Raw genomic sequence first — 25,588 nt, 5'->3', positions numbered from 1 at the left:
TTAGAACTCTTCCCACTCGCCGCTATTGTCCGCGGCAGGTTTGGCTGGACGCGGTTTTGCGGCAGCGGCAGGTGCTGCGGCGGCGCGGGTTGGCGCCAGGCGCAGTGCCGGGCGTTTCAAGGCCGTGCTGGCGGCGGCGGTGGCAGGCTTGCGCAAGGCGGGCTTGGCGGCAGGGCCGCTATGGTTGGCGTCGAGTTTGAAGATGCTGACCATCTCGGCCAGTGCCGCCGCCTGCTCCTGCATGGATTCCGAGGCGGCTGCCGCTTCTTCCACCAGTGCCGCATTCTGTTGCGTCACGGTATCCATTTCCGCCACGGCTTGATTAATCTGACCGATGCCCAGTTCCTGTTCGCGGCCGGCGGCGCTGATTTCGCCCATGATGTCCGTCACGCGGCGGATGCTGGCCACGATTTCGTCCATCGTCGTGCCCGTCTGGCTGACCAGCGCGCTGCCGGCGCCCACGTTCTGCACCGACGCTTCGATCAGCATCTTGATGTCCTTGGCGGCGCTGGCCGAGCGGTGCGCCAGGTTGCGCACTTCCGTGGCGACGACGGCAAAGCCGCGGCCTTGCTCGCCGGCACGCGCCGCTTCCACGGCCGCGTTCAGTGCCAAAATATTCGTCTGGAAGGCGATGCCGTCGATCACGCCGATGATGTCGGCGATCTTTTTCGACGATTCGCTGATGGTGCCCATGGTATCGACCACTTGCGCCACCAGTGCGCCACCCTTCACCGCCACGTCCGAGGCCGACACGGCCAGCTGGTTGGCCTGGCGCGCATTGTCGGAATTCTGCTTGACGGTCGAGGTCAGCTCTTCCAGCGAGGACGCCGTTTCTTCCAGGCTCGACGCTTGCTGCTCCGTGCGGCTGGACAAGTCCAGATTGCCCGAGGCGATTTCATTACTGGCCGTGGCGATGGCGCCGCTGCCGTCGCGCACGCCGCGCACGGTGGTCGACAGGCGTTCCTGCATTTTCAGCAAGCCCGTCAGCAAGGCGCCCATCTCGTCGTTGCGCGTGATGACGATGTCGTTGGCCAGGTTGCCGTCGGAAATGGCGCCGAAATGGCGCAGGGCCTGGTCCAGCGGGTTAAAGATGGCGCGCAGCAGCAAAAAGCTGGAAATAATGGTCAGCAAGGCGCCGACGATCATGCCGCCGATGGCCATGGCCACCTGGCTGCGGAAGCTGGACTGGCTGGCCGCATACATCGCGGCGGCCGAAGTGGCCTGGTATTGCGTCAATGTTTCGGCGGCCTGGTCCAGGGTACGGTACAGCGGCGTCAGTCCCGACATCATCAAACCGTCCGCTTGTGCAACGTTGCCTTCACGCAAAGCCTTGCTCATGACCAACAAGCCGTTGCTCATGTAATCGCTGCGCTTCTTGTCCATGTCGTCGGACAGGCGCTTTTCGTCCGTGCTTTGCGGCAAGGCCAGGTACACCTTCCAGGACTTGTTCGAGGCTTCCATGAATTGTTCGGCACGGGCCAGGATATCCTTGGCGTCGGCCGCATCGGGATGCACCATCACGCGGTCCATCGTGAACCGGGCGCGGCCCAGCAGAATCTGCGATTCGCCGATCGCTTGCGTCGATGCCAGCTGATTGCTGTAGACCTCGTTGAGGCTGTTGTTGGCCGATTTCAGGCTGATGATACTCATGACGCCCAGCACGGCGATCAGCAAGCCCAGCACACTCATGGTGGCGATCAGGCGCATTTTTATTGTTATATTCGACAGCATGCATTTTCCTTGGTAGGGGCGCAACCATGCCTGCGTTCACCAAACGGGATAGCAGCAAGCGCCAGATGGGCGGGTCACGTGAATTGTTCAGGACAGGTCGATACGGCGTGTGCGGCGGCAGGGGGGAAGGCGGCCCGCGCATATCGTCAGGAGTGAAAGACAGATCAACAGGGTTGAGGTTTTCTGTATTTTTATTTCCTGACTGCAAGATACAGGGAAAGATTACTAGTAGCAACATCCAGCATGGATTTTCACGCTTTGTAACAAGCGGATGATGTTTTTTGCGCAGAACTGGCATTCCGCAATCGTGCGCGCTCGCGCCGGAATGCCATTTATGTTAGCCAATTAGTTAATACATGGTTTCTTCGATGAGCTGGCCATCGTCGCGGAAGTACTGGAAGCGGCCCGTTTTCTTGCCCATGGTATAGGCGCCGATCTGCTTCGGTTTTCCGTTCTGGAAATTTTCGATGTTGACGCCGTGCAGCACGCCCTTGTGCCAGTTGCGGTGAAATTGCGGCACTTCGCCATCGGGATAAAACAGGGTTTCCGCCCCGTCGCGCTTGCCGCCGGCAAAGCTGCCCTGGTAACGCCGCTTGCCGTCCGGATAGAAACTCTCCATCGGGCCCTCAAGCTCGCCCAGGCGGTAATGTTCGGCCAGTTCCAGCTGGCCGCTGGCCGCGTATTGCTCCAGCTTGCCGTCGGGCTTGCCGTCAACCATCGTCAACACTTGCCAGCCGCCGTCCGGCGTCGCTTTCTTCCACGGCCCCTGTTTTACATCATTGACGTAGTTGCCGCCACCGCCAGGTTCGACCCACTGGCCCTGCTTCTTGCCATTGACATAGTTGCCCTGCCAGTGCACCACGCCTTCGACGCGGCGCTCACTGGGTCCATCCAGCCTGTCCTTGAGATAGGTATCGAAGCCCTGGTAGTTACCCTTGCCCTCGTCGCGCCATTCCTCGACGCCCGGACTCACTTCCCAGCGGCCAGTGCGCTGGCCACGCTGCATCATGCCCGTCGTCGTTTCTTCGCCGCTGGCATACGTCCATGGCCCTTCAGCCTTGTCGTCGACAAAGGCGCCAGACGAGCGGATGGTGAGCGGCTCTTCATAGTGCCACTGCCCCGTGCGCTTGCCCTGCGCATACAGGCCGCGGGCAAACACGCTGCCCCTGCAGCAATTCACGTCGTATTCGATAAATAGTCCATCCTGGCTGGCGGCAAAGCGCTGCGGCTGCGTTTCCCAGGTGATCCACTTGATGTGATAACTGGGCGCGCGGCCCCCTTCCCATCCCTTGCCCAGCAGATAGGTCACCGTGAGGAAATGGCCATCCTTTTCCCCGAAGGTTTTTTTATAGGCAAACGCGGGCGCATCGGCCGGCTTGCCGGGCAACAAGTCACCATCGATATTGAAATAGCAGACCAGGGTACCGTGGCCATGCTCGATGGCGTCGAACTCGGCCACGCCCGTCGGTGCGTAGGCGATGCTGTAGTCGATCAGCTGCAAACGGGCCAGCGCAGCGCGCACCCGCGCCTCGTCCATGGTTTTCGCGCCGCGCACGATGGCGTCCAGGGTCGGCTGCAAAGTGGCGACCTTGAACATCCTGCCGCCGCTGCGCTCGTAGCGGTAGGCATGCAAGCCGTACTGACCGCCGTTGCGGCTGAGCACGAACGTCGTTTCGCTTTCGCTGTCGAGGTCAAGCTGGAACACGGCCGCGATGCTGGCCTGGCCGTACTTGTCCAGGTTCATGCGTTTTTCACTGCTCCCGTTGCACTGGCAGTAGTAACCGTTGACTTCGCCATTTTCCCGCAGGAAGGCCAGCACCACGCCGCCATCGCGGCGCTCGACAACGCTGGCGGTGGCCATCGGCTTACCCTCGTAGAACCGCGCCGCCGCCTGTGCTGGCGCCAGCTTACCGAGCGCCAGCAGCGCCGCCATCGTGCTTATCCAAAATGTTTGCCGCATGCCAACTCCACTGCCGAAAAACCGCCATTATGCATGGCCGTTCAGGCAAGACCGCTCACGCCAGGACGCCGGCCAAACAGGGGCCGCTGCACCGTCTGCGCCAGCAACACGCCCAGCAGCGAGATGCCGCCGCCGACCAGGTGGTACACATGCATGCTTTCGTGCAACCAGACGATGGCCAGCAGGGCCGTCAGCAGGGGCAGCAGGTTGACGTAGATGCTGCAGCGGTTTGGCCCCAGCAGTTTGACGCCTTCGATCCACAGGTAGGACAGCACGATGGACGAACCGATGCCCGCGTAGCCGATCAGCGGCAAGGTGGTGGCGTCCAGCCTGGCGCTGCCGGGCGGCAGCAGCAGGAAGAACGGCAGCATGCACGCCAGCGCCGCCAGGGCCTGGCAATAAATAGCTTGCCAAGCGGGAATGGACAGACGCCAGCGGCGCAGCAGCACGCCGTACAGGGCAAAGCTCAGGCACGCGAGCAGCATCAGCGCGTCGCCCGCATGCACACCTTGATGCAGCAGCGCCAGCACGTCGCCACGCCCGACCAGGTACAGCAAGCCGCCAAACGACAGCACGCCGCCGGCCGCCATGCCGACCGTCAGGCGCTCGCCCAGCAGCAGCACGCTGAGCAGGGCCGTCATCAGGGGCGCCAGTGCCGTGACGATGGCCATATTCGTTGCCGTGGTGCTTTCCGCGGCGCGGTAGGACAAACTCTGGAACAGCGCCATCGACATCAGGCCGCACAGGGCCAGCTGCCACCACTGGCGGCGGATAGCGGCGCGGTTGCGCCACAAGGGACGGGCGATGAATGGCGTCATCACCAGCAAGACCAGCACCAGACGGTAAAAGGTGATGGCCGTTGGGGCGATGCTGGACGCGGCCAGCTTCGAGACGACGACGTTGCCGGCCCACAGCAACATGGCCAGGAACGGATACAGATAAGCGCGCACAGGCATGCGTAACTCCATAAATCATTGCGGGGAACCATCATGCCGCAGGCACATTGTGCTTTCTCGCGCTAAGATGTCCATACCTGTCGCAAAACTGACCTTATTTGATGGATTGTTCCTCCCACGCCTTTCAGGAATTGCTGCCCGTCACGGCGCGCGCCATGGCGCTGGCCGTCGACTATGCGCACGGCCACGTGATTTCCGCGCACCGCCACACGCATGCGCAGTTGCTGTACGCCATCGAGGGCGTGATGACCATTGAAGCGCAGGGCGGGCGCTGGGTGGTGCCGCCCACGCGCGGCGTGTGGCTGCAGCCCGGCATCGCGCACCGGGTGCGCATGAGCGGCGCGGTGAAAATGCGCACGGTGTTCGTCAACTGTGCCAATTCTCCATTGCTGCCTAGCCACAGCTGCGTGCTCGACATCAGTCCCCTGCTGCGGCAATTGATCGTGGCGGCCGTCGACATCGCGCCCGATTTCACGGAAGGCAGCCGCGACTGGCATCTGCTGCAGCTGCTGTTGCACGAGCTCGACAGCCTGCCCGTGCTGCCCCTGTATCTGCCATTACCTAGCGATGCGCGCCTGCGCGGCATTTGCGCGCGGCTGATGGAACAGCCGGGCGAACAGCAGACGGTGGCGCACTGGGCGCAGGAGCTGGCGATCACCGAGCGCAGCCTGCACCGATTGTTCCAGAAACAGACGGGCATGCGCTTTGGCCAGTGGCGCCAGCAGGCGCGGCTGCTGCGGGCGCTGGAACAATTGGCGCATGGCAGCAAGGTCATCGACGTGGCCATGGACAACGGCTACACGAGCCAAAGCGCGTTCACGGCCATGTTCAAAAAGCATTTCGGCACCACGCCGACCGCGTTTTACCAGGCTAAAGTCATCGCCGCATAAAAAAAATGCTGCTATGCATCAATAATCATGGGCGATAGCCGCCGCTCTTGTTATCATCGCAAGCCTTATCGCACCGCGCCCATCCTGGCAGCGGTGTTGACCTCATTCATACCACCATGACACAGAATTTCTTCCAGACATTTATCCTGCTCTTGCTCGTCACCGATCCGTTCGGCAACGTTTCCCTGTTCGTCAATGCCCTGAAACGGGTGCCCATCGAGCGGCGCTGGAAAGTCGTCGTGCGCGAGTGCCTGATCGCCTTCGGCATCTTGCTGTTGTTTATGTTCTTCGGCCGCCATTTCCTGAACGCCTTGCAATTGTCGGAAGTGGCCTTGCGCATCGGCGGCGGCGTGATTTTGTTCCTAATCGCCATGCGCATGGTGTTTCCACAGCCAAACGCGGGCAATAGCGATCACGAGATGGGCGGCGAGCCGTTCATCGTGCCGCTGGCCATCCCCGCGCTGGCTGGCCCGTCGGCGCTGGCCACCGTGCTGCTGTTTTCCTCGCATGAAATGAACGAAGTCATCGCCCATGTGGCGGGGCTGACGGCCGTGGCCGTCGTCTGGCTGGCCGTCTTCCTGTGCGCCGAACGCTTGCAGCGGGCCTTGGGTCCAAGGGTCATGACGGCGTTCGAGCGCCTGATGGGCTTGATCCTGACGGCGATGGCCATAGAAATGTTGCTGGCCGGCATACGCGCATTCCTGAAGTCCGTTTAATATTGTCATTCTTCCACTGAAGGAGTCCAGCATGAGCCGTTGCGCCCATATTTGCCTGATGGCCGATTACAACCAGTGGATGAATGCCAAGGTCTACGCAGCGGCGGCCAGCCTGCCGCCCGGCGAGCTGCAGCGCGAGCGGGGCGCCTTTTTTGGTTCCCTGCTGGCCACCCTGAACCACGTGATGGTGGGCGACACGCTGTGGCTGCAGCGCTATGCGAAACACCCGGCCGGCTTTCCCCTGCTCGATCCCATCCGCGCCATCACGCCGCCCGCCTCGCTCACGCACCCGCTGTTCGCGGCCGAGGATTTTGCCGCCATGCACGCGCACCGGCAATGGCTGGACCAGCTCATCGTAGCCTGGGCCGCCTCCATCCGCGAAGAAGACCTGGACCACCTGCTCGATTACCGCAACAGCAAGGGGCCGAACCGGCGCGCGTTTTTCAGCCTGCTCATGCATTTCTTTAACCACCAGACCCACCACCGGGGCCAGGCCAGCACCCTGCTGTCGCAAGCGGGCGTGGATATCGGCGACACGGATTTACTGTTTCGCATCCCCAACCATATTGCCGACTGACGACGTGCGGTAGCGCCACGCTTTCACGGCAATCGCCGCCAGCGCCAAGGCACCCAGCAGCGCGCCGCAGACCAGCGCCCCCTGCATGCCGCAGGACTCGATGGCGATGCCGCCGGCCAGCGCGCCCACTGTCACGCCCAGGTTGATGGCGGCGATATACACGCCGATGGCGAACGCGGGCGCCTCGCGCGCTTCGCTGCTGAGCCACACTTGCGTGACGATCAGCCCGCTCGTGTGCGCCGCGCCCCAGAACAGCAACAGCACCGCCATGGGCGCCCAGCCGATACCGCTGCCCGCATAGCGGTACAGCAGCCAGTACGCCAGGCCCAGCAGCATGGGTTGCAGCAGGACCGTGCGCAGCACCTGCGCGCCCAGCTGGCGCCCCGCGAACAGATTGCCGGCCACGCCACCGATACCAAACACCACCAGCGCCAGCCCCGTCTGTCGCGCCGACAAGCCCGCTTCCTGCTGCAGATACGCGGCCGCATACGCATACACGGCAAACATGGCGGCAAACACCAGCACGGCGGCGGCAATGGTCAGCCACAGGGCCGGTTTGCGCAGCACGGCCAGCTGGCGTCCATATGCCATTGGCGCTTCCAGCGGCGTGTCGGGCAGGAACAGATATAGCCCCAGCGCCGCCAGCGCATTGACGAGGGCGCAGGCAAGGAACGATGCCTCGTAGCCATACTGCGCGGCAATCCACGTGGTGAGCGGAATGCCCAGCACCATGCCCATGCTGGTGCCCGTGAACGCATGCGCGCCGGCCCGCGCCGATTGCTGCGGCGGATACAGGGCGGCGGCCGCCACCATGGCCAGCGAGAAATACACGGGGTGGAACAGGGCCGGCACCATGCGCAACGCCAGCAGCAGCCCGAAGCGCGGCGCATATGCCGACACCACGCTGGCCAGCGCGAACACGAGCAGGGAAACGATCAACACACGCTTGCGGCGCCAGCGCGTGGCCAGCAGCACGAGAAAGGGGCCGCCCACGGCGATCACGAGGGCGAACAGGCTCACCAAGGAACCCGCCTGCGCGGCCGTCACGCCGTAGCGCTGCATGATCATCGGCAAGATGCCGACGACGCCAAACTCGATGCAATACACGCCGAACAGGCCCAGCGCAAGGAAGACGATCGGGTGCGGGCGGGTCATGGCGTTTCCTTGGCGCCATACACTGCCTGGCACAGCTCCGCGACGAACGGCCCCGCCATGCCCTCCAGCGCCGTATTCGTGAACGCCACCACGGACAACTCCTGCGCAGGATCAACAAACCACGAGTGGCCATACGTGCCGCCCATGCGCCAGCTGCCCGTGGATTCCGGCGTGGCAGCCAGCTGTGGATCCGTCAAGACGGTAAAACCCAGGCCGAAGCCACGACCAGGCCAGAACGGCAAGTCGAAGCCGCCCGTCTGGTTTTCTCTCATCTGGCGCGCCAGCGCTGGCGGCAGCAGCGGCGCGCCGCCCAGGCGCAAGGTTTCCAGCAGGTACATGAAGTCGGGCGCCGAGCCGACCATGCCGGCGCCGCCGGACGGGTAGGCGTGCGCATCGCGGGCGCGCGCCGCAGATAAGGCAAACCCTGCCATGCCATCGAGAAACGGCAGATGGTCTTCGCCCTCGTCGAGCAAGCGGCGCGGCCGGGATTCTCCCGCTGCACGGTCCGCATACGCGACGGCCAGGCGCGCCGGGTCGCTCGCCACAAAACCCGTGTCGCGCATGGCCAGTGGCACCGTCACCAGGTATTCCACGGCATGCGCCAGCGGCATGCCGGCCGCCTGTTCGATGACGGCGCCCAGCACATCGGTGGCGATCGAATACGCCCAGCGCTCGCCCGGTGCATACGCGAGCGGCACGGTGGCCAGGCGGCGCAGGTTGTCCTCCAGGGAAATGCGGGACGCATCCATGCCGTCCGACACCCCTGCCCGCGCATACGCGCCGCCCGGCGGTTGGAAAAAGCCATAGTCGAGGCCGGCCGTGTGCGTAAGCAAATGCCGCACGGTCATCGCCGCCACGGCGCCGTCCGGCTGGCGTGGCGCAAAATACGGCAGCCAGCGCGTCACCAGATCATCCAGGCCCAGCCGGCCCTGCCCCACCAGCGCCAGCGCGGCCGTCGAGACGATGGGTTTGCTCACGGATGCCAGGCGGAAGACGGCGTCCTCAACCATGGGCGTGCCCGCCTCGCGGTCCAGGTAGCCGGCCGCGCGGCGGTAAATTTCCTGGCCACGCTGGCGCACCAGCACCACGGCGCCCACCAGGCGCTGCTGCTGCAACACGACGTCCAGCAAGGGATCGATGCGGGCGGACAAAGCCGCAGGAGAGAAGTTGTACATCATGGCTCAGCCTTTCAAATGATCAGGCTGCCAAGGTAAGGCAGGCGCGATCAAAGAAAAACAGGCTATAGTTTCTGTCTGTGCGGACGTTGGCATCCGTAATCAAAGAGGAACCACATGGACAACCTGGCGGGATTCACGGCCTTCGTGCAGGCGGCGGAGACGCGCAGTTTCGTGGCGGCGGGCAGGGTGCTCGGCATTTCCGCCTCGGCCGTGGGCAAGAGCATCGCGCGGCTGGAAGAGCGCCTCGGCGTGCGCCTGTTTCAGCGCAGCACGCGCAGCATCGCGCTCACCAGCGAAGGCACGGTGTTCCTGGAACGCTGCCGACGCATTCTGGGCGAGATCGAAGCGGCCGAGCTCGAGTTATCCAATAGCAAGAGCGCGCCGCAAGGGCGGCTGCGCGTCAGCTTGCCGCAGGTGGGCAGCTTGCTCAACCCCGTGCTGGCCGCGTTCGCGCGCGCCTATCCGCTGGTGGAGCTCGACCTCGATTTCAGCGACCGCCGGGTCGACGTGATCGAGGAAGGCTACGACGCCGTCGTGCGCGCGGGCGAAAGCGCCGACAGCCGTTTGATGAGCCGCCAGCTGGGCCAGTTCCAGCTGCAACTGGTGGCCGCGCCCGCCTATCTGGCGCAACACGGCACGCCAGCCTTGCCCGCCGACCTGAGGCAGCACACTTGTTTGCTGTACAAGTTTCCCAGCAGCGGCAAGGTCGAGGCCTGGCCCTTGCCCGAATGGCCTGCCCTGCACGCGGCCGGCTTGCCGGCCCTGCTCCACTGCAACAATGTCGACACCTTGCTGCATTTTGCCGAAAGCGGCCTGGGCATCGCCGCCCTGCCCGACTTCGCCGTGCGCGCCGCGCTCGCCGCAGGCCGCTTGCAGCCGGTGCTGGACGCGCACCGCCAGCACGATGGCGCCTTCCGCATCCTGTGGCCCAGCAGCCGCCACCTGACGCCGAAACTGCGCGCCTTCATCGATTTCCTCGCCACCCACGTGTTTCCGAAAAACTAAGTCCGCATCCAGCGCCGCGCTCGTTGTTTCCACACGACAACTTAGTTAAGTTGCTACCAGTTTTTCAGCTTTTCGCGGACTTGATACAAGTTTTTGTATTGCAGTGCGGAATTTTGAGGAACAATTACAGACTGGCCGTGGCTACGTATAAACCCGTAGCCGTGGCCTGTCGCCGTTTTCCCTCACTTCCGCAACACGAAAGCAATCATGTCACTCACACAATTCAAAATCGGCACCCGGCTCGGGATCGGGTTTGCTGTCGTCCTCGGTCTGCTGGTCGCCGTCTTGCTCGTCGGCCTGTATTCCATGGGGCAACTGAGCGCGCGCACGCACGACATCGTGGCCGACAAGAACGTCAAGATGGCGGCCGCCAATACCATGAGCGACAACGTGCGCAACATTACCCTGGCGATCACGAGCATTGTGGTGGCGCCGACGGAAGCGCTGGTGCAGGCGGAACTGGCCAAGATCGGCGAGTCGCGCAAGAAATACGGCGCCGCCAAGGAAACCTTGCAAAAGAAAATCTCGACGGACAAGGAAACGGCGCTGATGGCCGAACTCGATGCCGCCCTGAAATCGGGCGCGCCGCTGAACAACAAGGTCATCGAGCTGCGCAATGCGGGCCAGACGGAAGAGGCGATCGCCTTTCTGACGCAGCAGGCGGCACCGAGCCTGAAGATCGTGCTGGGCGCGCTCGACAGCCTGGTCGCGTATGAAGCGCAGCAGGCGGCGCAAGCGGCAACGGACGCCGAAACGCTGAGCGCCAGCGCGCGCGCCTCCATGATTGCCCTGGGCAGCGTGGCCGTACTGCTGGGCGCTTTTGTTGCCTGGATCATCACGCGCTCGATCACCCAGCCCATCAATGCGGCCGTCAGCGTGGCCGAAACCGTGGCTTCGGGCGACTTGTCGTCGCACATCGTCGTCAATTCCAGCGATGAAACGGGCCGCCTGCTGGGCGCCCTGAAAGCCATGAACGACAGTCTGCTGGGCGTGGTGGCGCAAGTGCGCCACGGCACGGATGCGATCTCCACGGCATCGAGCGAAATTGCCGCCGGCAACCTCGACCTGTCGTCCCGCACGGAAGAGCAAGCCAGTTCGCTGGAAGAAACGGCATCGGCCATGGAAGAACTGACCTCGACCGTGAAGCAGAACGCGGACAATGCGCGCCAGGCCAACCAGCTGGCGAAAAGCGCGTCGGAAGTGGCCGTGCGCGGCGGCAGCATCGTCTCGCAAGTGGTCGACACCATGGGCACCATCAACGCCTCGTCGCGCAAGATCGTCGACATCATCGGCGTCATTGACGGCATCGCCTTCCAGACGAATATCCTGGCCTTGAACGCGGCCGTGGAAGCAGCGCGCGCCGGCGAGCAGGGACGCGGCTTTGCCGTCGTGGCCAGCGAGGTGCGCAATCTGGCCCAACGCTCGGCTGGCGCAGCGAAGGAAATCAAGGAATTGATCGCGGCCTCCGTCGCCAACGTGGACACGGGTTCGCGCCTCGTCAACGAAGCGGGCCAGACCATGGGCGACATCGTCGACAGCATCGTGCGCGTGACCGACATCATGGGCGAAATCACCTCCGCCACGCACGAGCAGACCATCGGCATCGAGCAGATCAACATGGCCATTGCCCAGATGGATGAAGTCACGCAGCAAAACGCGGCCCTGGTGGAAGAAGCGGCGGCCGCTTCGCAAAGCATGCAGGAACAGGCGGGCGAACTGGCGCACGTGGTGGGCTTCTTTAAAACCGGCAACCATGTCGCCAGCGCAGCCAAGCTGACGCCAGTGCGCACAACACCAGCAGCGCCCGCCATCGCCCGCCCCGCAGCCAAACCCGCACCCGCACGCAAGGCCGTCACGGCCGCGCCGGCGCGCCGCAGCAATGCGGCTGTCGAGAGCGAATGGGAAGAGTTTTAATGCACGAGTTTTAACCCTCAGCAACATCGCAACGGGAGAAAGCCAGGCAGGAAGTTGCTGCCTGGCTTTTTTTCGTCCGCAATCACCACTTTTTTTGCGGCAAAGCCCGCGCAATAGGCGAAAGTGCAAAACGTGCACCGCGCATACGCTTTACAATCCTCGCTCGCTTTACAAAATATTGGTCATCATGAATCAGGCAGAACAGCAGCGCCTCCTGGCTATCCTGGAGTATTGGCACAAGATCGAATTCTTTATCCCGTTTGACCTGAATCAAATCACGGACGTTGAAGACCAGTCCACCGTGCGTCTCCTGCACCGCGAACAGCTGGCGCAATTGCCGCTGCAGTTCGCCACGCAATGGCAAGTGCCGTCCGACCGCGAGATCGACGGCTACTCATTGTTCCTCGGCGTGTTCGACAAGGCCGAAATCAACAAGGCTTGCCCGCCGGCCAACGGCCCGGAAAACATGGCCGAAACAGAAAAAACAGAACTGCTGGGACGCTCGTGCTTTGCCCGCCTGAACCTCAATGCGCTGGGCGAGCCGCAGTTCGACCCCGTGTCCGTGTCAACCTTGCCGTGGGCCCTTGGCCGCGCCCGTACGCCGGACTGGTCGGGCCTGAGCCTGGACGCCTTCAGCGATAGCCAGCTGGCGCTGCAAGACAGCCTGCGCAACTTCGCGGCCAGCCGCACGCCACAGCAGGTGACGGACGAAGCCGGCAATGTCTCGTCGCCCCTGTCCGGCATGGAAATCGCGGCCCTGGCCGACCTGCTGCGCGACTGGGCCGGCTTCCACCCGGCCGCCGGCCAACCGCTGGCCGTGCTGCAAGTGCGCACGCGCAAGAAACGTACCGCCGTGACGGATGCCGATACGCTTGAGTCCAGCCAGAACCGTACGCTGGATTTTGGCGACGCGGTGGAACCAAGCGTCGACATTCTCAACAGTTTTTACCTCGATGACCTGGAACAGATCATCCGCGCCTTGCGTGGCGGCAAGCTGCCCGCGACGGTCGCCGCCTATCTGACGCCGCTGGCGCAGGATGAGCGCATCGACCTGTACAGCCCGGCCGGACGCCAGGCGCTGGCCGCCATGCTCAATCCGGCGAACATGAACCGGGGACACTGGCTGGAAGACGCCAGCTACGCCATGAGCCTGATGCAGCAGTTCGCCATCCATGGCGCGCGCACGGGCTTGAGCGAGCGCGGCATCTTTTCCGTCAACGGTCCGCCGGGCACGGGCAAGACGACCTTGCTGCGCGAATTGTTCGCCGACAACATCGTGCGCCGCGCCAGCGTGCTGTCCTGCCTGGACCGCGCCGGCGACGCCTTCATCGGCAAGGTGGCCGTGGCCTTCGAAGGCGTGCGCGACCCGATCACCATCGCGCGCTTGCGCCCGGAACTGACGGGCTTTGAAATGGTCGTCGCTTCGTCGAACAATGCGGCGGTGGAAAACATTTCCGGCGACCTCCCGAAACCTAAACAGCTGGGCAAGGAATGGGCGCGCACGCGTTACTTTGAAAGCGTGGCGCGCCGGGTCGTGGCCGACGGCAATAGTGCCAACCGCGCCTTGAGCGAGGCGGAAGCGCCATGGGGCATGATGTCCTGTGCGCTGGGCAACAGCGCCAACCGCCGCCGCTTCGTCAGCAATTTCTACGACGATGACTGGGACAAGACCACGGCGCGCAAGACACCGAATGCGCAAAATATCCGCCAATGGCTGGCCAGCTACCAGGGCGTCAGCTTCGCCCAGGCGGCGCGCGAGTTTCGCGAGACGGAACACGTGGTGGAAAAGGCCCTGGCCGAGCACGCCCAATACGCGGCCCTGTGGCAAGCCGTGGGCACCTGCACGGAAGCCGATTTCATCGAGGCCAGCCAGCAAGCGCTGATCGCTGCAGAACAAGAAATGGATGCGGCGAATGGCGCACTGACCGATGCGCTGGCGCAGCAGGACACCCTGCTCGCCAGCAAGAAGGAATTGCTGGAAGAAGAACGCCTGGTGGCGCTGACGCAGCCCGGTTTCTTTGCCCGGCTGTTCCGCACGGCACCGGCGCGCGCCTACAAAGAGGCCGTCGTGGCCAATGCCGAAGCGCAACGCCAGGCTGCGCGCGACGTGTCCGCCATCAAGCTGCTGCTCAAGGGCGAGCTGGAGCCGCGCTGCGAGCGCGCCCGCAACACCCTGCACATCGCCCTGCGCACGGCGCAATCGCGCCAGCGCGAATGGGATGACAGCACGGAGCTGCTGCGCCGCGCGCGCATGCGTTTCCCCACCATCATCGCGCCAGCCACCCTGGACGAACTGGACGGCGACGCCCTGCAAATTGGCGGCCTGTGGCATGAGCCGGCCCTGGCGCGCCTGCGCTCGCGCCTGTTCGCCAAGGCCCTGGCCTTGCATGAGGCGTGGCTGGCGGAAGTGGCAAAGAAAGGTGGCCCCGGCTTTGGCGGCAACTTGCTGGCCGTCTCAAAATTGCTGAAAAACAAGCGCGCCTATGACCAGTCGCACATCGCCATGGTCTGGCACAGCCTGTTCATGGTCGTGCCCGTCGTGTCGACCACGTTTGCCTCGTTCGCGCGCCAGTTCCAAGGCATGGGTCCCGAATCGCTGGGCTGGCTGTTCATCGATGAGGCTGGCCAGGCACCGCCACAGGCCGCGCTGGGCAGCCTGTGGCGCGCCAAGCGCGCCGTCGTCGTGGGCGACCCGCTGCAGATCGAACCCATCTTCACAGTGCCGGGCCGCCTCGTGCAAACCTTGTCCGCCCTGTCGCCGCACACGCAGGATGGCAGTTACGCGCCAAGCTCCGTTTCCGTGCAAACACTGGCCGACAAGGCCAACCGCTATGGCGCGCAGGTCGGCGCCGGCAGCGCACAGCCGCTGTGGATCGGCAGCCCCCTGCGCGTGCACCGCCGCTGCGTGGACCCGATGTTCTCGCTGGCCAACAGCATCGCCTACGAAGACAAGATGGTCTACGGGCTGGCTGACCGCACGCCGCCGGCCGGCGCGCGGGGTCTCACGCGTGGCCCCAGCCGCTGGATCGACGCCGTCGGCCCCGTCAGCTACAAGCAGGTCGTGCCGGTGCAGCTTGATTTCGTGCTGGAAGTACTGCTGAAACTGTATCGCCGCGACGGCAAGCTGCCCGACATGTATGTGATTACGCCATTCAAGGCCGTGCGCAACGAATTGCGTTCGCGCATCGTCGACATGGACTGGGACCGCCGCCTCGGCTACGGCAAGGCACCGACGGCGCGCGAATTGCGCCAGTGGAGCAGCCAGATGGTGGGCACCGTGCACACCTTCCAGGGCAAGGAGCAAAGCGTGGTGATGCTGGTGCTCGGCGCCGACGACAGCACGGTGGGCGCCGCGCAATGGGCTGCCGCCACGCCCAACTTGCTCAACGTGGCCCTGACGCGCGCCCAGCACTATGTGTACATCGTCGGCAACCCGCTGCTGTGGGGACAGTTGCCGCACTTTGCGCCAGCGTGCGCGCAGTTGCCGCATACTGGGATGCATGAGTTTTTGGTGGAGATGGGTTGACGGCCCCATGACCATGCTTTACGGCGTAGGTCGGATTAGGTGGGGCCGCCGAGGTCCGCAGGACCATAATCCGACAATATGGTTGGCGCGTGATGTCGGATTACGCGCTTGCGCGCTAATCCGACCTACAGTCCTCGAGCGGAAACACTAAAGTGAACGTCGTGGCGGCCGCGTCGGACGCCACGCTCGCGCTGCCGCCATGCAACTGCATGATGGCCGTGACGATGGCCAGGCCCAGGCCGGTAGAGGCGGCCGAATCGCTGCGGGCCGGGTCGGCGCGATAAAAACGCTCGAACAGGTGGGGCAAGTGGCGCGCGGGGATGGCGGGGCCGAGGTTGCTCACGCTCAGTTCCACGCCCTCGTTCGTCGCATGCGAACGCAATAAGATCGTGCTGCCCGGCGCCGCGTGGCGGATGGCGTTCGACAGCAAATTGCCCAGCGCGCGGCGCAGCAGTTGCGGTTCGGCCGTCACATTGCCGCTGCCATGGCAAGCCAGCGCCAGCTCGCGCTCTTCAGCCAGGCCTTCAAAGAAATCGGCCAGCCTTAAAAACTCGTCCTGTACAGGCAAGACTTGCTTGACGAGCACCATTTCATCCTGCTGCGCGCGCGCCAGAAACAGCATGCTGTCGATCATGCGCGACAGCCGTTCCAGCTCTTCCACATTCGACGACACCAGCTGTTCATACTCGTGCGCGCTGCGCGGGCGGGCCAGCATCACCTGGCTTTGCCCCAGCAGATTGGTGACGGGTGTGCGGAATTCATGCGCCAGGTCGGCGGAAAACTGCGACAGCCGCGCATAGCCTTCCTGCAGCCGCGCCAGCATGGCGTTCAGGGCCTGGATCAGCGGCAGCAGCTCGCTCGGCGCGCCGCGCGCATCGAGTTGCTGCTCCAGCTTGCCAGGCCGCACGAGGGCCGCGTGCGCGGCGATATTGCGCAGCGGCCGCAATCCCCGCAGCAGCATCAAGCTCGCCAGCAGTGCCGCCACCAGCGCGCTGACGGCCACCGAGACGACAATCTGCCAGCGGTAGGCGGCAAACATGGCCGTGCGGTCGCCGTAGACCCGGGCGACGGAAATGTCGGCCATCTGTGCCGGCTCGCCAATGCGCGCGCTGGCAGCCACCACCCTGGCAGGATAACCGTCGCGGCTGGTCCAGCTGACGATGGCGCCGTCGGTGACGGGCGCATCGACGGCGACAGGAACAGCATGCGCCACCGTCTCGCCGTTCGGATTGACATCGATCAAACGCGTGCCATCGGCGCGCACGATGCGCACCAGGGAGTTCTCTTGTCCGCTCATGGTGTCGCGGAAATACTGGGGCCGCTCGCGGATGATGTCGAGAGTGCCCGCATTACCGAGCAATTGCTGAATCTGCCGCAGTTTTCCCAGCAACAAAATATCGTCGCGGCGCTCGATTTCCGCCACGAACGAGCGGTACAAATGCATGCCCAGCCCGGCCGACACGAGCGCCACGATCAGCACGAAGACGAGCGTGACGCGCAGGGTCAGCGAGCGGCGGAGTTGCGCCAGTTTCATGTGGCCGCGCCGCTGTCAGCCACCGTGGGCGCGCGCAATTCGCAGACATAGCCCATGCCCCGCAAGGTGTGGATCAGCTTGGGTTCGAACGGGTCGTCGAGCTTGCTGCGCAGGCGGCGGATGGCCGCGTCTATGACGTTGGTGTCGCTCTCGAAATTGATGTCCCACACTTGCGAAGCGATGATGGAGCGCGACAAGACTTCGCCCTGGCGCCGCGCCAGCAGATGCAGCAAGCCGAATTCCTTCGCCGTCAGGGTGATGCGCTGGCCTTGGCGGCTGACCTTGCGTTTCATCACGTCGATTTCCATGTCGCCGATGCGGATGACGTCGTCTTCGCGTGGTGGCCCGCGCCGCAGCAAAGTACGGATGCGCGCCACCAGTTCCGCAAAGGCGAACGGTTTCACCAGATAATCGTCGGCGCCCAGCTCCAGCCCCTTGACCCGGTCCTGCACCTCGTCGCGCGCCGTGAGGAAAATCACGGGCACGTCCGCGCCGCCTTCCTGCAGCCGCAGCGCGCGCAAGACTTGCCAGCCGTCCATGATGGGCAGCATGACGTCGAGCACGATGAGATCGGGGGACTCCGTACTTGCCATGTGCAAGCCGTCACGGCCATTGCGCGCCAGGCTCACCGTAAAGCCGGACTCGGCCAGGCCGCGCAGCAGATAGTCGCCCGTCTTCGGTTCGTCTTCAATTACCAGGATGCGCATGGCCACTTTCTAAAGAGAATATAAAACCATTTTACGCCGCGCGCAGACGGCCGCGGATGATAAAAATGTCATGCGGCGATCATCTTCTCGTAGGGTAACACTGGCCATACTGGCGTCACTTTACTCAACGGACAGCCACATGAAAACCCTGTTACTCGGCAGTACCCTGCTGTGCCTGCTGGCCGGTCCAGCCCACGCCCAGCTGCGCAAGGTCGATGACCTTTCTCTGACGGCGGCCAACAAGCTGGCCAACGCGGCCATGGCCGCTTGCCAGGCGCAAGGACGGCATATCGTCGTTACCGTGCTGGACCGTGGCGGCAATATTGTCGCTGTGCAGCGCGCCGATGGCGTCGGACCGCACAACACGGATGCCAGCCGGCGCAAGGCCTACACGGCCCTGTCGACGAAAAACGATACCCAGGCGCTGGCCGTGGCCGCGCGCGACAACCCCGACATGGCCAATTTGACGACACTGCCGGAACTGTTGCTGCTGGGCGGCGGCCTGCCCTTGCGAACCAAGGGCGAAGTAGTGGGCGCCATCGGCGTGGCCGGTGGCGGCGGCGCCCTGCAAGACCGTGCCTGCGCCCATGCCGCCCTGGCCGCCATTCCTGAACTCGATTCCCCCACCCTTTGAAAGACGCAACGATGACCTATTTGAAAAAAATCACTGCCGCCCTGGCCTTCGCCAGCCTGTCCGGCATGGCCCTGGCCGCCGCCAATCCCTTGAGCGTGCACATCCTCGACTTGCAGAGCGGTCAGCCGACGGCGGGCGTGACGGTGACCCTGGAGCAAAAGCAGGGCGACGGTTGGCAACAACTGGGCAGCGCCGTGACGAATGCGCAGGGGCGCATCGCGGCCATGTATCCGGTGGATGCGCCCATGCAGGCGGGCGACTACCGTATCGTGTTCAAGACAGGCGAGCACTATGCGCGCCTGAAGCAGGAAACTTTTTTCCCGGAAATTCCCGTGCAATTCCACGTGGAAAAGACCGAGCAGCACTATCACATTCCTTTGCTGCTCAGCCCTTTCGGTTTTTCCACGTACCGGGGAAATTAAGCTTAGCCGAGCGTCTTCGCCGTCTGCCCGAACAGCACGCTTTTCGCGTCGCCGCTGACGGTCGGCTGCACATTGATTTCCGCCGCCCGCGCATATGCGCGCACGGTGGCGGGACGGGCGGCGATGGCCGCGAACCAGCGCGCCAGGTGCGGGAAATCTTCCAGTTTCTGGCGCTGGCGCTCGTGCGGCACGATCCACGGGTAGATCGCCATGTCCGCGATGGAATAGCTGTCGCCGGCCACGAATGCGCGGTCCGCCAGGCGCTTGTTCAGCACGCCATATAGCCGGTTCGTTTCGTTGACGTAGCGCGTGATCGCATAGTCGATCGGTTCGGGCGCGTATTGCACGAAATGGTGGTTTTGCCCTGCCATAGGGCCGAGGCCGCCCATTTGCCAGAACAGCCATTGCATGACTTCGGCACGTCCCCGCACGTCATCCGGCAGGAATTGTCCGCTTTTCTCGGCCAGGTATTGCAAAATCGCGCCCGACTCGAACAGGGACAGCGGTGCACCGCCATCTTCCGGCGCCTGGTCGACGATGGCGGGGATGCGGTTGTTGGGCGCGATGGCAAGAAACTCGGGCTTGAATTGCTCGCCCTTGCCGATATGCACGGGAATGAGCTTGTAGGGGATGCCCGCTTCTTCCAGGAACATCGTCACTTTGTGCCCGTTGGGCGTGGTCCAGTAATACAGGTCGATCATCGTGGTCTTTCCAGGTAGATAAGTAGGGGCAGGCGCACTTGGCATAACTATTGTCGCGCCGCAACTGATATGCATGGATATAATGCCACGTAAGCGAAAAACAAGACGGCGCCCAGGCAGCGCAAGCGCCCACTCTCGCCGCAAGAATTGAACGCCGCCATTCCCGAGAACCATCAACGAAAGCCGACCATGCGCAAACTCCTGATCGTCACGCTGTCCGTCCTGCTGTCAGGCTGTGTCCAGGACTTCGCCATCTACATGTTCGATGGACAGGACCATTCCCTGACCGTGCGCCGCCAGCAACGTTATTTTTGGCAAGATACCGTGGAAGTGCAGCTGATGGCGACGAATCTGCCGCAATGCCAGCGCCTGCATACCCTGTCGACGGATGCGCCGGCCGACATCACCGTCGAGCTGTTTGCGGCTGGCGATGGCCTGTGGAATATCCGCATGGGCAAGCAGTTGTGGCAGGCGGAAACGAATACCTGCAATGAACTGACGGAAATGGAAAACGACCCGAAAGCCGACCTGGGCCAGCCGGTCGGGCAATACGTGGTCGTCGATGACAAGCTGGAATTCGAACCGGCGCCGCCAGCGGCAGCGCCAGCCCAGTAAAACCTTAGCGCGCCGCCAGGCTGCGCAGCGGCTTTTTCGCCACGGCGCGCGGTGCGCCAGCCGAAGTGGCCGCCAGGCGCGGCGATGTTCCCGGCTCTTGCGCCGACAGTTTGAAGCGCGCCACCAGTTGCGCCAGCACGGCCGCCTGGTCCTGCATGCTCGACGCCGCCGCCGCCGCCTCTTCCACCAGTGCCGCATTTTGCTGCGTCACGCTATCCATTTCCGTGATCGCCTGGTTGACGTGGCCGATGCCCGTGCTTTGCTCGTGCGAGGCGGCCGTGATGTCGGCCATGATGTCGGTCACGCGCGAGACGGAAGCGACCACCTGATCCATGGTCGTGCCCGCCTGTGCGACCAAGGTGCTGCCAGCCGCGATGCTGTCGACGGAAGCGCCGATCAGCTCCTTGATTTCCTTCGCCGCACCCGCCGAGCGCTGTGCCAGATTGCGCACCTCGCTGGCCACGACGGCAAAGCCGCGTCCCTGTTCGCCGGCGCGCGCCGCTTCCACGGCTGCGTTCAAGGCCAGGATATTCGTCTGGAAGGCGATGCCATCGATGACGCCGATGATGTCGACGATCTTGCGCGACGAGGCGTTGATGGTGTCCATGGTGCCGATCACTTGCGCCACCACGGCGCCGCCCTGGCGCGCCACGGCGGAAGCGGACTGCGCCAGTTCATTCGCCTGCACGGCGTTGCCCGCGTTTTGCGTCACGGTCGAGGTCAATTCCTCCATCGAGGCGGCTGTTTCTTCCAGCGAGCTGGCTTGCATTTCCGTGCGTGCCGACAAGTCCATATTGCCGCTGGCAATCTCGCTCGATGCCGTGGCAATCGTCTCGGCGCTATGGCGGATTTCGCTGATCGCATCGACGAGGTTGGTTTGCATGGTTTTCATCGCGTACAGCACGCTGTGGCGGTCATTCGCATGCGTGCGCACGACGCCGCTCAAATCGTTATTCGCGATCTTTTCCGCCACATCGGCCGCATACTCGGGATCGCCGCCCAGCGCATGGCGCAAGCTGCGGTTGATCACCACGACGACGCCCGCCAGCAGGCCGCACACCAGCACCAGCACGCCCAGCGAGGTCAGCAGCGACTGGCGGAATGCCGCGTCGATATCGTCCATGTACACACCGACGACGATGGTCCAGCTCCATGGCTTGTAAGCCACCACGCGGCTCATCTTCGGTTCGGGGGTCTTCTGGCCGGGACGGGGGAAATAATAGTGGACGAAGCCCTTGCCCGCATCGCTCTTGCCGACGGCCACGATGTCGCGGTACAGATAGGTGCCGTTGGCATCTTTAAAGTCCGACATGTTCTTGCCATCCGTTTGCGGCGCGGCGGGATTCATCACGACGACGGCGTCGAGGTTGATGATGGACAAATAACCGGTCTCGCCGAAACGCATGCTCTTGATGACGGCCGTGGCCTGCTTCTGCGCTTCTTCCTTCGTCAGGGCGCCGCTGGCGGCCAGGTCGCCGAACATCTTGACGGCGCCCAGGCCCAGGTCGGCGGCATTGCTCAGGTCGGCGCTGCGCTCTTCGATGCGGATCTTGCGCACTTCCAGGGCGTTATAGACAAAAATAACGGTGATGCACAACAGGCTGCAAATCAGGGGAATCCATAACTTCTGCTGGAACGTCAATTTCTTCATGCTGTGTCTCCAACTCTCTATTGTGCGGCGAAGGGGTGTGGCCCGCTTCCTGCCCGGCTGGCCAGGAATGCGGCGGCGACGGTGCTCTGGCGGCACCGTTCAGACGACTCCAGCATACGCTCGAACGACCGATATTTACAATGCCGGGAAGCAATGATTTTTGCCCGGTGTTGTTAATGCGTTGCGACAATTGATGAGAATTGATGCTGCATTGCAGTAAAAAAGCCTGCAGATAGGGGCGGCAAGGCAGGCGGGGGTGGCGTGCCTGTGTCAAAATGCACGCCGTATACTTGATGAATCACGAAAGCACAGCATGACCAAGAATGAAGCCATGAAACGCATCAACGACCGCCTGGGCAAACCCACCCTGACGGACAAGAACACGCATTTTGCCAGCGTCGCCAGCTATGGCACGGACGAAGGCTGGTGGCTGAAGATCCCCTTCCTGACCTTCAAGCAGGAATTGCATTTTATTCTCAACAATGAGAAAACAAAAAGCTTCCAGCACCTGAAAATCGGCGCCAACCAGATCCTCAGCCCCGGCATGAAGTTCCGCAGCACGGGCGGCGCGGCCGACGCCTTCATGTCGGCCTCGGCGCCAAAACGCCTGGTCGACTTGCTCGACGGCGGCAGCAAGTACAACTTCACCAAGCATTTTATTAACGATTATCGTTACTGATGCGCGGCCGTGCCGCCATTGCCTGACGGCAGTTGTGGCGGCAGCCACGCGTGCAGCAAATGCTGCGCGATGTCGAGCGCGTCGTCGCGGCTAGTGCCGAAATGCAGGGGATAACCCCAGAACTTGCCGAACATCACGGCAAAAGCCTTGCCGGCCAGGCGCTTGGCGGCGCTCGGTTCAACCAGCACCATGCCCTGGATATACGCGCGGATGGCCGCCTTGTTCTGCTTCATCCAGAGTGACGCCCGCTTGCGCTCTTCCTGCGGGTGTTCATGCCCGTCCTCGTCAAAACCTTCCTCGCTGAGAATGACAAACGCTTGGCGGCGCGCCAGCAGCGCGTCAAACTGGGCAAACAGAATATCGGGCTGGGCAGGCGCTGCCTCGCGGCGCATCCAAACGAGGGGAAAAGTGGATAGATCAAGCTGCATGATGATGACTCCTTCAAAGGGTTGCCGTTCCTCCTTACCTTCATCAGAACACTGGCGGCGGCGGTTGCCGTTGAAGCGGGGCTGCGGATCAGCACACGATACCGATGGCGCGGCCGGACGTCATTGCATAAAATAGCCACAATATTATTCAATCCAGCCAAAGCGTCCCCATGCCCCATCTATTGCAGCCCAGCATGCTCACCACCGAGCTGGGCCTGGACGCCACCGCGTCACTCATGGATTTCGACATCGATGGCGTGTTGCGTCCGCTGCTGGCCGTGGGCCTGGCCAGCGTGCCCGAGGAGGCGGAGCAGGCGCCGCACCAGCACCGCAAGGGGCAGTTGCTGTATGCCACGCGCGGCGTGATGCATTGCAAGGTGGAAAGCGGTGTGTGGATCGTGCCGCCCCAGTGCGCCGTGTGGATACCGGGCGGCCTGATGCATTCGGCGCAGGGCGTGGGCGAAGCGGAGTGCTATTGCCTGTTTGTCGAGCCAGCCATGGCGCCGGCCTTGCCCTCCGTTTGCTGCACCGTGGCCGTCTCGCCGTTGCTGCGCGAACTGATCGCCAAGGCGGCCGGTTTTTCCACCCTGGCCGCGCTGCAGGGCGCGCAGGAACGCCTGGTGCTCACCCTGCTCGATGAATTGGCGGCCGCGCCCGTGGAAGACTTGCATTTACCGATGCCGCGCGATGCGCGTTTGCGCCGCCTGGCCGCGCTGCTGCTGGCGCAGCCCGCCGATAAAAGCACCCTGGCCAAATGGGCCAGCCGCATCGGCATGAGCGAGCGCAGCATGACCCGCCAGTCACTGGAGGAAATGGGCATGAGCGTGGGCCGCTGGCGCCGGCAATTGCACGTCATCCTGGCCTTGCAACGGCTGGCGCAAGGGCGCAGCGTGAAAGCGGTGGCGCTGGAACTCGGTTATGAAAACACCAGTGGTTTTGTCACCATGTTCCGCAAGGCCGTGGGCAAACCGCCGGCGCGCTACCTGGCGGAGCGGGAGTCCGGAAGAATATAAAAAAAGGCGGCATATGCCGCCTTCGTCCCGCGTCGTCGCCGAAGATCAGACTTCGCGCGCCAGTGCCAGAAACTCCGTGCGCAGCGCCAGGTTCGGCTGCATCTCGCCCAGCATGGCCGAGGTGATGGTTTCTTCGCCCGGCGTGCGGATGCCGCGGCTTTCCATGCACAGGTGGCGGCAGCGTACGACCACGCCCACCGATTTCGGTTCCAGCACTTCCATCAGGGCATTGGCGATCTGCATCGTCATGCGTTCCTGCACTTGCAGACGCTTGGAGAAGCAATCGACGAGGCGCGTCAGTTTCGACAGGCCGACGATCTTGCCGTTGGGCACATAGCCGATGGTGGCCTTGCCGAAGAACGGCGCCAGATGGTGTTCGCAATGGCTGTAGACGGGGATGCCGCGCACGACGATCAGCTCGTTGTACTGTTCCGCGCCATCTTCGAACGCTTTCAGCAAATCCACCGGGTCCTGGCCATAGCCGGACGTCCAGTGCTTCCACGCCTTGGCTACGCGCGCCGGCGTTTCCAGCAAGCCAGGACGCTGCGGATCTTCGCCAAAGCTGCTGATCAGCCGGCGCCAGTCGTTTTCGGAGAATTCTTCTTGAGACATGCTACACCACCCTAAAATTTTCAATTGCCGCCAGTATATAGAAAATGCGGCAAGCTGCCCGAGCAGCTCCCGCTTTACGGCACTGCCGGCGGCCGGTGCGCGCCCACCAGCAGCGCGGAAATCGACACGCTCGAACTCGCTTCTGGCCACGCATCGCCGGGGCCGAACCAGCGCGCCTCAGCGATCTCGTTTTCATCGAGACGAATCTCGCCATCGAGGTAATCGGCCGTAAACGCGATCATCAGCGAATGGGGAAATGGCCAGGACTGGCTCATGAAGTACTGCAAGTTATGCACGCGCAAACCCACCTCTTCCATCACTTCGCGGTGCACGGCTTCCTCGATCGATTCGCCCGCCTCCAGGAAACCGGCCAGCGGACTGAAGCGCTGCGATGGCGAGTGCTTGTGCATGGCCAGCAGCACCTGGTCGCCCTTGCGGATGAGCACCATCATGGCGGGCGAAATGCGCGGATACGCGAGCATGCCGCAGGCGGCGCAGGTGAAGCAGCGTTCGCCGCGCGTGCGCTGCATGGGCGTGGCGCACACGCCGCAATGGCGGTGTGTGCGCGCCCACTCGGCCAGCTGCACGGCGCGGCTGGCCAGGCCCAGGAACGCGTCGTCGACGGCATTGAACAACGAACGCATGCCGTGCCAGGCCAGGCCGGCGCCCGGCGGCAACTCTTCGTCGGTCCAGACCGTCTGGCAATAGCGGCCCTGCCACAGGCCCACGGGCTGTGCGCGGCTCAGGTCGATATCGAGCGCGGCCGCCTCGGCGGCGGTCGGCAGGGTCAATTCGGGCGTGCGCAGCAATAAACGTCCGCGGTGAAAGACAAACGTCAGCGTCTGCTCGGTGGACGGGGCCGGTTCGGGCGCATCGATCAGGGGGACAAAGGCATCGGGAGTCTGCAACATGCTGGGAAGAAATTTGTAAAGGTTGCTCATCATACTCCCGCCGGCGGAGCCTTGCGCGCATAGCAGCGGCCGG

At 63.4% G+C, this 25,588-nt stretch carries 23 protein-coding genes; 11 read left to right on the top strand and 12 right to left on the bottom strand.

From position 1 onward, the window contains the following. The 3 genes from HWE17_RS16105 to HWE17_RS16095 all read right to left on the bottom strand — a co-directional run bounded on the left by HWE17_RS16105 (nucleotide 1) and on the right by HWE17_RS16095 (nucleotide 4,647). Entirely contained in the window at nucleotides 1-1,731 is a 1,731-nt protein-coding gene (locus tag HWE17_RS16105) for a methyl-accepting chemotaxis protein (protein ID WP_176389439.1), read from the bottom strand. Between the two features lie 349 nt (nucleotides 1,732-2,080). Then, entirely contained in the window at nucleotides 2,081-3,691 is a 1,611-nt protein-coding gene (locus tag HWE17_RS16100; protein WP_176389438.1) for a toxin-antitoxin system YwqK family antitoxin, read from the bottom strand. A 41-nt stretch (nucleotides 3,692-3,732) separates the two neighbouring features. After that, complete coding sequence (locus tag HWE17_RS16095; protein ID WP_035822956.1) at nucleotides 3,733-4,647, bottom strand: DMT family transporter; 915 nt, start codon at nucleotides 4,645-4,647, stop codon at nucleotides 3,733-3,735. A gap of 101 nt (nucleotides 4,648-4,748) precedes the next feature. Here HWE17_RS16095 and HWE17_RS16090 point away from each other — a divergent pair, with 101 nt between their 5' ends. The 3 genes from HWE17_RS16090 to HWE17_RS16080 all read left to right on the top strand — a co-directional run bounded on the left by HWE17_RS16090 (nucleotide 4,749) and on the right by HWE17_RS16080 (nucleotide 6,830). Continuing rightward, on the top strand, nucleotides 4,749-5,537 hold the full coding sequence (locus HWE17_RS16090) for a helix-turn-helix transcriptional regulator (protein WP_176389437.1): 789 nt from the start codon (nucleotides 4,749-4,751) through the stop codon (nucleotides 5,535-5,537). A 116-nt stretch (nucleotides 5,538-5,653) separates the two neighbouring features. After that, nucleotides 5,654-6,253, top strand: coding sequence for a MarC family protein (locus HWE17_RS16085; RefSeq protein ID WP_034781292.1), 600 nt, complete (start codon nucleotides 5,654-5,656; stop codon nucleotides 6,251-6,253). Nucleotides 6,254-6,284: 31 nt separating this feature from the next. Further along, nucleotides 6,285-6,830 carry a DinB family protein gene (locus HWE17_RS16080; RefSeq protein ID WP_176389436.1) on the top strand — a complete coding sequence of 182 codons (546 nt, stop codon included), beginning with the start codon at nucleotides 6,285-6,287 and terminating at the stop codon, nucleotides 6,828-6,830. On the opposite strand, the gene HWE17_RS16075 is transcribed toward HWE17_RS16080, so the two are convergent. Beyond that, entirely contained in the window at nucleotides 6,795-7,985 is a 1,191-nt protein-coding gene (locus tag HWE17_RS16075) for an MFS transporter (RefSeq protein WP_176389435.1), read from the bottom strand. The genes HWE17_RS16080 and HWE17_RS16075 overlap by 36 nt on opposite strands. Continuing rightward, complete coding sequence (locus HWE17_RS16070; protein WP_176389434.1) at nucleotides 7,982-9,163, bottom strand: serine hydrolase; 1,182 nt, start codon at nucleotides 9,161-9,163, stop codon at nucleotides 7,982-7,984. The genes HWE17_RS16075 and HWE17_RS16070 overlap by 4 nt, the downstream gene beginning before the upstream one ends. 114 nt (nucleotides 9,164-9,277) lie before the next feature. On the opposite strand from HWE17_RS16070, the gene HWE17_RS16065 reads away from it, so the two are divergent. The 3 genes from HWE17_RS16065 to HWE17_RS16055 all read left to right on the top strand — a co-directional run bounded on the left by HWE17_RS16065 (nucleotide 9,278) and on the right by HWE17_RS16055 (nucleotide 15,608). Further along, a complete protein-coding gene (locus HWE17_RS16065) occupies nucleotides 9,278-10,168 on the top strand; it encodes a LysR family transcriptional regulator (RefSeq protein WP_176389433.1) in 891 nt (296 codons plus the stop codon). A 207-nt stretch (nucleotides 10,169-10,375) separates the two neighbouring features. Then, nucleotides 10,376-12,082, top strand: coding sequence for a methyl-accepting chemotaxis protein (locus HWE17_RS16060; RefSeq protein ID WP_176389432.1), 1,707 nt, complete (start codon nucleotides 10,376-10,378; stop codon nucleotides 12,080-12,082). A 187-nt stretch (nucleotides 12,083-12,269) separates the two neighbouring features. After that, entirely contained in the window at nucleotides 12,270-15,608 is a 3,339-nt protein-coding gene (locus HWE17_RS16055; RefSeq protein ID WP_255206272.1) for a DEAD/DEAH box helicase, read from the top strand. Between the two features lie 115 nt (nucleotides 15,609-15,723). Here the strand turns inward: HWE17_RS16055 and HWE17_RS16050 are convergent, their stop codons facing one another. Both HWE17_RS16050 and HWE17_RS16045 read right to left on the bottom strand, forming a co-directional pair. Beyond that, nucleotides 15,724-17,142, bottom strand: coding sequence for a heavy metal sensor histidine kinase (locus HWE17_RS16050; RefSeq protein ID WP_176389430.1), 1,419 nt, complete (start codon nucleotides 17,140-17,142; stop codon nucleotides 15,724-15,726). Beyond that, nucleotides 17,139-17,849 carry a heavy metal response regulator transcription factor gene (locus HWE17_RS16045; protein ID WP_099403778.1) on the bottom strand — a complete coding sequence of 237 codons (711 nt, stop codon included), beginning with the start codon at nucleotides 17,847-17,849 and terminating at the stop codon, nucleotides 17,139-17,141. The genes HWE17_RS16050 and HWE17_RS16045 overlap by 4 nt, the downstream gene beginning before the upstream one ends. 139 nt (nucleotides 17,850-17,988) lie before the next feature. On the opposite strand from HWE17_RS16045, the gene HWE17_RS16040 reads away from it, so the two are divergent. After that, on the top strand, nucleotides 17,989-18,483 hold the full coding sequence (locus tag HWE17_RS16040; RefSeq protein WP_035822969.1) for a heme-binding protein: 495 nt from the start codon (nucleotides 17,989-17,991) through the stop codon (nucleotides 18,481-18,483). A gap of 11 nt (nucleotides 18,484-18,494) precedes the next feature. Then, nucleotides 18,495-18,905 carry a hydroxyisourate hydrolase gene (gene uraH, locus HWE17_RS16035; protein ID WP_035822971.1) on the top strand — a complete coding sequence of 137 codons (411 nt, stop codon included), beginning with the start codon at nucleotides 18,495-18,497 and terminating at the stop codon, nucleotides 18,903-18,905. A 2-nt stretch (nucleotides 18,906-18,907) separates the two neighbouring features. Here uraH and HWE17_RS16030 read toward each other — a convergent pair whose 3' ends face one another. Beyond that, nucleotides 18,908-19,606, bottom strand: a complete 699-nt coding sequence (locus HWE17_RS16030; protein WP_035822974.1) for a glutathione binding-like protein — start codon at nucleotides 19,604-19,606, stop codon at nucleotides 18,908-18,910. Between the two features lie 189 nt (nucleotides 19,607-19,795). Here HWE17_RS16030 and HWE17_RS16025 point away from each other — a divergent pair, with 189 nt between their 5' ends. Further along, complete coding sequence (locus HWE17_RS16025) at nucleotides 19,796-20,221, top strand: hypothetical protein (RefSeq protein WP_176389429.1); 426 nt, start codon at nucleotides 19,796-19,798, stop codon at nucleotides 20,219-20,221. 4 nt (nucleotides 20,222-20,225) lie between these two features. Here HWE17_RS16025 and HWE17_RS16020 read toward each other — a convergent pair whose 3' ends face one another. Continuing rightward, nucleotides 20,226-21,872: a methyl-accepting chemotaxis protein gene (locus HWE17_RS16020; protein WP_035822977.1), complete on the bottom strand. Its 1,647-nt coding sequence runs from the start codon at nucleotides 21,870-21,872 to the stop codon at nucleotides 20,226-20,228. 313 nt (nucleotides 21,873-22,185) lie between these two features. On the opposite strand from HWE17_RS16020, the gene HWE17_RS16015 reads away from it, so the two are divergent. After that, entirely contained in the window at nucleotides 22,186-22,551 is a 366-nt protein-coding gene (locus HWE17_RS16015) for a hypothetical protein (protein ID WP_046683244.1), read from the top strand. Here HWE17_RS16015 and HWE17_RS16010 read toward each other — a convergent pair. Beyond that, nucleotides 22,545-22,979, bottom strand: coding sequence for a hypothetical protein (locus HWE17_RS16010; RefSeq protein WP_176389428.1), 435 nt, complete (start codon nucleotides 22,977-22,979; stop codon nucleotides 22,545-22,547). The two genes, HWE17_RS16015 and HWE17_RS16010, sit on opposite strands and share 7 nt — an antisense overlap. A 170-nt stretch (nucleotides 22,980-23,149) precedes the next feature. On the opposite strand from HWE17_RS16010, the gene HWE17_RS16005 reads away from it, so the two are divergent. Continuing rightward, a complete protein-coding gene (locus HWE17_RS16005; RefSeq protein ID WP_255206271.1) occupies nucleotides 23,150-23,992 on the top strand; it encodes a helix-turn-helix transcriptional regulator in 843 nt (280 codons plus the stop codon). Nucleotides 23,993-24,037: 45 nt separating this feature from the next. On the opposite strand, the gene folE is transcribed toward HWE17_RS16005, so the two are convergent. Both folE and nudC read right to left on the bottom strand, forming a co-directional pair. Continuing rightward, nucleotides 24,038-24,604, bottom strand: coding sequence for a GTP cyclohydrolase I FolE (gene folE, locus HWE17_RS16000; RefSeq protein ID WP_035822985.1), 567 nt, complete (start codon nucleotides 24,602-24,604; stop codon nucleotides 24,038-24,040). 74 nt (nucleotides 24,605-24,678) lie between these two features. Next, nucleotides 24,679-25,515 (bottom strand): NAD(+) diphosphatase, encoded by an 837-nt coding sequence (gene nudC / locus HWE17_RS15995; RefSeq protein ID WP_176389456.1) that lies wholly within the window; start codon nucleotides 25,513-25,515, stop codon nucleotides 24,679-24,681. Nucleotides 25,516-25,588 lie beyond the last annotated feature (73 nt).

The organism is Janthinobacterium sp. BJB401 (genome assembly GCF_013372745.1).
In the GTDB taxonomy this organism is placed as follows: Bacteria; Pseudomonadota; Gammaproteobacteria; order Burkholderiales; family Burkholderiaceae_D; genus Janthinobacterium; species Janthinobacterium rivuli.
This window is presented reverse-complemented; position numbering and strand designations above follow the sequence as displayed.

Excerpts from the sequence above, each read along its gene's own strand:
- HWE17_RS16105 (WP_176389439.1), bottom strand. The coding sequence starts at position 1,731 with ATGCTGTCGAATATAACAATAAAAATGCGCCTGATCGCCACCATGAGT.
- HWE17_RS16100 (WP_176389438.1), bottom strand. The coding sequence starts at position 3,691 with ATGCGGCAAACATTTTGGATAAGCACGATGGCGGCGCTGCTGGCGCTC.
- HWE17_RS16095 (WP_035822956.1), bottom strand. The coding sequence starts at position 4,647 with ATGCCTGTGCGCGCTTATCTGTATCCGTTCCTGGCCATGTTGCTGTGG.
- HWE17_RS16090 (WP_176389437.1), top strand. The coding sequence starts at position 4,749 with ATGGATTGTTCCTCCCACGCCTTTCAGGAATTGCTGCCCGTCACGGCG.
- HWE17_RS16085 (WP_034781292.1), top strand. The coding sequence starts at position 5,654 with ATGACACAGAATTTCTTCCAGACATTTATCCTGCTCTTGCTCGTCACC.
- HWE17_RS16080 (WP_176389436.1), top strand. The coding sequence starts at position 6,285 with ATGAGCCGTTGCGCCCATATTTGCCTGATGGCCGATTACAACCAGTGG.
- HWE17_RS16075 (WP_176389435.1), bottom strand. The coding sequence starts at position 7,985 with ATGACCCGCCCGCACCCGATCGTCTTCCTTGCGCTGGGCCTGTTCGGC.
- HWE17_RS16070 (WP_176389434.1), bottom strand. The coding sequence starts at position 9,163 with ATGATGTACAACTTCTCTCCTGCGGCTTTGTCCGCCCGCATCGATCCC.
- HWE17_RS16065 (WP_176389433.1), top strand. The coding sequence starts at position 9,278 with ATGGACAACCTGGCGGGATTCACGGCCTTCGTGCAGGCGGCGGAGACG.
- HWE17_RS16060 (WP_176389432.1), top strand. The coding sequence starts at position 10,376 with ATGTCACTCACACAATTCAAAATCGGCACCCGGCTCGGGATCGGGTTT.
- HWE17_RS16055 (WP_255206272.1), top strand. The coding sequence starts at position 12,270 with ATGAATCAGGCAGAACAGCAGCGCCTCCTGGCTATCCTGGAGTATTGG.
- HWE17_RS16050 (WP_176389430.1), bottom strand. The coding sequence starts at position 17,142 with ATGAAACTGGCGCAACTCCGCCGCTCGCTGACCCTGCGCGTCACGCTC.
- HWE17_RS16045 (WP_099403778.1), bottom strand. The coding sequence starts at position 17,849 with ATGCGCATCCTGGTAATTGAAGACGAACCGAAGACGGGCGACTATCTG.
- HWE17_RS16040 (WP_035822969.1), top strand. The coding sequence starts at position 17,989 with ATGAAAACCCTGTTACTCGGCAGTACCCTGCTGTGCCTGCTGGCCGGT.
- uraH (WP_035822971.1), top strand. The coding sequence starts at position 18,495 with ATGACCTATTTGAAAAAAATCACTGCCGCCCTGGCCTTCGCCAGCCTG.
- HWE17_RS16030 (WP_035822974.1), bottom strand. The coding sequence starts at position 19,606 with ATGATCGACCTGTATTACTGGACCACGCCCAACGGGCACAAAGTGACG.
- HWE17_RS16025 (WP_176389429.1), top strand. The coding sequence starts at position 19,796 with ATGCGCAAACTCCTGATCGTCACGCTGTCCGTCCTGCTGTCAGGCTGT.
- HWE17_RS16020 (WP_035822977.1), bottom strand. The coding sequence starts at position 21,872 with ATGAAGAAATTGACGTTCCAGCAGAAGTTATGGATTCCCCTGATTTGC.
- HWE17_RS16015 (WP_046683244.1), top strand. The coding sequence starts at position 22,186 with ATGACCAAGAATGAAGCCATGAAACGCATCAACGACCGCCTGGGCAAA.
- HWE17_RS16010 (WP_176389428.1), bottom strand. The coding sequence starts at position 22,979 with ATGCAGCTTGATCTATCCACTTTTCCCCTCGTTTGGATGCGCCGCGAG.
- HWE17_RS16005 (WP_255206271.1), top strand. The coding sequence starts at position 23,150 with ATGCCCCATCTATTGCAGCCCAGCATGCTCACCACCGAGCTGGGCCTG.
- folE (WP_035822985.1), bottom strand. The coding sequence starts at position 24,604 with ATGTCTCAAGAAGAATTCTCCGAAAACGACTGGCGCCGGCTGATCAGC.
- nudC (WP_176389456.1), bottom strand. The coding sequence starts at position 25,515 with ATGTTGCAGACTCCCGATGCCTTTGTCCCCCTGATCGATGCGCCCGAA.